This is a genomic window from Pseudomonas sp. 05N434 (assembly GCF_056396965.1).
Genome location: NZ_JBFTMK010000586.1, coordinates 1 through 3,041, shown reverse-complemented (window position 1 = coordinate 3,041; position 3,041 = coordinate 1). Strand labels below are relative to the sequence as shown.

Sequence of the window (3,041 nt, the reverse complement as noted above, 5' to 3'; positions counted from 1 at the left end):
CAGGTTTACCACAAGCGTCATGAGTGGTTGTCGGGGCTCGGTCGTTTGCTGGCGGCCTGGCTGATTCTACTGGCCGTTCTGATCAGCATCGCCTTTGTCACCCAGACCAGCGCGATTTTTTCGCGTCAAGTAATCATCGTCTGGACCGTGTTGGGTTACCTGATCCAGGCTGCAAGCTTCCTGCCCTTGCATTACCTGGCTCGATTGCACTCGCGCAAGCTCTGTAACGAACGCCGCGCGGTAATCATCGGTACTTGCCCGACCGCATGCCGGCTTGCAAGGAAACTGTCCAGACCGAACCGCGTACCCGTACTGGGGTTTATCGCGACCGCCGAACATACCGGCCCGGCACCGAGCATTTTGCCGCTGCTGGGCCGCATCGACGAAATTCGCGAGATCATCACCCACCTGCACGTACGCCGGGTCTACATCGTCCTGCCGTTGGCGCAGGCAGCCATCATTGAAGCCCTGTACATCGACCTTCTGGACATGAATGTCGACGTGGTCTGGATTCCTGATTTCGGCAGCATGGTGCTGCTCAATCAATCGATCTCGGAAATAGAGCGAATGCCGGCCATCTACCTCAATGAAAGCCTCATCAGTTCGCACCCCGGCAGCCTGCTCTGCAAAGAGCTGTTCGAACGTACCCTGGCCGCCGTGGCCATTATTGTGCTTAGCCCCTTGCTACTGATCGTGGCGGCAGCGGTCAAGCTCTCTTCGCCCGGCCCGGTGTTGTTCAAACAAGATCGTTACGGCTGTAACGCCGAGGTGATCAAGGTCTGGAAGTTCCGCTCGATGCATGTGCATGACGACAGCGAAGTGCGCCAAGCCTCTCGCGAAGATGAACGCATCACCCCGCTCGGGCGCTTTTTGCGCCGTAGTTCGATCGATGAGCTACCGCAGCTCTTCAACGTGCTGTTCGGTGAAATGGCCCTTGTCGGCCCGCGACCGCACGCGGTCACTCACAATATTTACTACACCGGCAAAGTACGCGCCTACATGGCCCGTCATCGCCTCAAGCCAGGCATCACCGGGCTGGCCCAGATCACCGGGCATCGCGGTGAAACCCAGACGCTGGAAAAAATGCAGCAACGCGTCGCCCAGGACCTCAACTACATCAACCAATGGTCGCTGTGGCTGGACATCAAGATTCTCGTCAAGACCCCTTTCACGTTGTTCTCAAAGAACATTTATTAAGGAGTCAGCCATGATAGATCTGGAACTGATCGGGCATTTCGCACCGAACCTGCTGGACGCCAACAAAGCATTTTCCTTCATTAACTTTGCGTCCATCGGCAGTCTGTTCGATCGGAGTCCGACGTCCATCGCCTATTTTTGCGATGGAATGTTGATGTCTACCTTCATGTCGCGCATCACCGGCCGGACGATCGGTCGGGTCAGCTTCGACTTCACGTCCATCGCCGACGCTGTCTTCAGTTGTGCCGAGAAACAAGGCAAGCGAATCTATTTTGTCGGTGCCAGGCAAACCGAACTGGACCTGTTCATCAACAAGATCAAGGGGCGCTACCCGGCGTTGCTTATCGCCGGTCATCACAACGGCTATTTCGATGCACCGCAGGCCGCGTGCATTCAGGCGGACATCTGCCGCAGTGAAGCCAACATCCTGATCGTCGGTCTGGGCGCCGGGCTTCAAGAGCAGTTCGAACAGGATGCCCTGCGTGCCGGCTTCAACGGTGTGGCATTCACCTGTGGCGGCTTCATACGCCAAGAGGCGACGGCCACACACCATTACTACCCTGAGCTGATCAACCGTCTGCATCTGCGCGCGTTCTATCGGATGTACCGCGAACCCCACACCATCAAGCGCTACCTGGTCGATTACCCGACCAATTTTGTTCATCTGCTGGCGATGATCGTCCGGCGCCAAGTGACGATCCATATCACTTATCCCTGAGCGCCAACCATGCATATCCTGTTCATCCTCAAGGACTTCAAGCCCGATGGCGGCCTGGAGCGTGTCCAGCAGCGCCTGGCCCGGCAGTTTCTCAAGGATGGCCAGCGGGTCAGTTACTTCGTCATGAACGGCGATACCGCGGACGACGAAGAAGCGGCCACCTTCAATGGTGGCGGCAATGGATTCTTCGGTCTGCTCAAGTCGATCGGAGTGCTGCGTCGCCTTATCCGCCGCGAGCGTGTGACCCACCTTATCGCCGCCAAGGAACAGGCCAACCTCTGCACCTGGTTTGCCACCCTGGGTCGCTCATGCAAGGTCATCTACGCCCGTCACGCGGCACTGGATTGCGGCGAGCAGAGAATAGGCCTCACTACCCTGCGCCTGCTCTATGGGTTGTACCTCTGCGGCAACGATCAGGTGGTGGCGGTATCCAAAGGCCTGCATCAGGCCCTCGCCGATCTGGTGCCCTGGGGTCGCCAGCGTATCCGTTATTGCCCCAATGCGGTGGTCACCGAACAACTGCTCAGCGCCGCGCAGACGCCCCTGCTCAGAGGGTTGCCGACCGAGTTCTGGTTGGCAGTGGGCCGGCTGGTGGAACCGAAGGGCTTCCATTTGCTGCTCGATGCCTATGCCATGGCCTTGAGCAGCGCCGCGCTGCCGGATCTGGTGATCATTGGCGATGGTCCGCAACTCGCCGCGCTGACATTGCAGGCAAACCACCTGGGCATCGAGGACCGTGTGCATTTCACTGGTTTCCTGAGCAATCCCTACCCATTGATCAGGCATGCACGACTGCTGATCCTGAGTTCCTTTCATGAAGGCTTGCCGACCGTCCTGATCGAGGCCCTGGCGCTGGGTACGCCCGTGCTGGCCTGCGACTGCGAGACCGGGCCCAGGGAGCTGCTTGATAACGGCCGACTCGGCCAACTGGTCAAGGTCAATGATGTACCGGCGCTGGCCGAAGGAATGCTGCGCAGCCTGGCCTCGCAAGACCAGGCTGCGCCAAACGCACAAGTGGCCGCTGATGCAGTCCGCCAGTACACCAGTCAATACGCCGCGCAGGCGTATTACCAGGTATGGAATCAATGAAAAAATTGCTGATTATTCTGCAGGACTTGGGCGGAGG

3 protein-coding genes are annotated in these 3,041 nt (G+C 58.4%); all 3 read left to right on the top strand.

All coding sequences use genetic code 11. From position 1 onward, the window contains the following. Positions 1-1,197 (top strand): undecaprenyl-phosphate glucose phosphotransferase (locus AC1DLB_RS26310; RefSeq protein WP_477785939.1); only part of this gene is annotated, 1,197 nt, incomplete at its 5' end. 10 nt (positions 1,198-1,207) lie between these two features. Then, positions 1,208-1,915: a WecB/TagA/CpsF family glycosyltransferase gene (locus tag AC1DLB_RS26305; RefSeq protein WP_018928897.1), complete on the top strand. Its 708-nt coding sequence runs from the start codon at positions 1,208-1,210 to the stop codon at positions 1,913-1,915. 9 nt (positions 1,916-1,924) lie between these two features. Continuing rightward, complete coding sequence (locus AC1DLB_RS26300; RefSeq protein ID WP_111453159.1) at positions 1,925-3,004, top strand: glycosyltransferase; 1,080 nt, start codon at positions 1,925-1,927, stop codon at positions 3,002-3,004. The last annotated feature ends 37 nt before the right edge of the window (positions 3,005-3,041 follow it).

What these genes read in the sequence shown, in the direction of transcription:
- AC1DLB_RS26305 (WP_018928897.1), top strand. Translation starts at nt 1,208, where the DNA reads ATGATAGATCTGGAACTGATCGGGCATTTCGCACCGAACCTGCTGGAC.
- AC1DLB_RS26300 (WP_111453159.1), top strand. Translation starts at nt 1,925, where the DNA reads ATGCATATCCTGTTCATCCTCAAGGACTTCAAGCCCGATGGCGGCCTG.